This is a genomic window from Caulobacter sp. P4_E5 (genome assembly GCF_056401555.1).
In genome coordinates this window covers 1-616 of the sequence record NZ_JBFUJD010000170.1, presented here as the reverse complement: position 1 = coordinate 616, position 616 = coordinate 1, and the positions used below count along the sequence as shown (strand labels likewise).

Annotated in this window: 2 protein-coding genes; both read left to right on the top strand. The window is 58.9% G+C overall.

Annotated features, from left to right (window positions below):
* Window positions 1-186, top strand: a 186-nt coding sequence (locus AC1DSO_RS24780) for a TetR family transcriptional regulator C-terminal domain-containing protein (protein WP_477071334.1), incomplete at its 5' end; no start/stop codon positions are given.
* A 231-nt stretch (window positions 187-417) separates the two neighbouring features.
* Window positions 418-616, top strand: a 199-nt coding sequence (locus AC1DSO_RS24775) for a hypothetical protein (protein WP_477071333.1), incomplete at its 3' end; no start/stop codon positions are given.

The following is a 616-nucleotide window of genomic DNA, read 5'->3' as shown; positions in this document are numbered from 1 at the left end:
ATGGAGGCCGGTCAACTGAAGGCCGACACCGATGCGGAACAGCTGGTCATGGAAATCAGCAGCATTGCCATGGGGATGCTGCACGATGCCCGTTTTCTGCGCGACCCACGCGCGGCGGAACGGGCTCAGGCATCCTGGGAGCGCCTGATCAAGAGCTACCAGACAGAGGCAATCACCAACAAATAAGAGACAAGGCAAGGCGAAAGAGGCAGCAGTGCTTTTTTCAGTGTTTGGGTAACTTTTAATTTCGCACGACTGTGCGGAGAAATGAGGAAATCATGTTGATCCTGATCATCGGTTTAGGCGTATTTCTTGGCGTTCGCACCGTGAGGGCGGTTCTGGCTTCGCTACGCAGTTTGCCGCGCAGCAACGAAGACTGGATCTGGTACTGACATCCAGAAGAAAAAGGAAACCGCCATGACACGCACCTCCCTGCAGGCCACCACGGCCTTTTACAACGCCAGCCCCCTGACGCGCATCTTCCGCTGGGGCCTGGGCGCTTCGCAGCAACTGTGGCCGTCGCTGGCCGTGCGCGCGGCTTACCGCCTGTTCGGCACGCCGCTACCGCCCAAGTGGGTGAGCCGCCGCAGAAAGTGGAGCCCCGACTGGCACATTG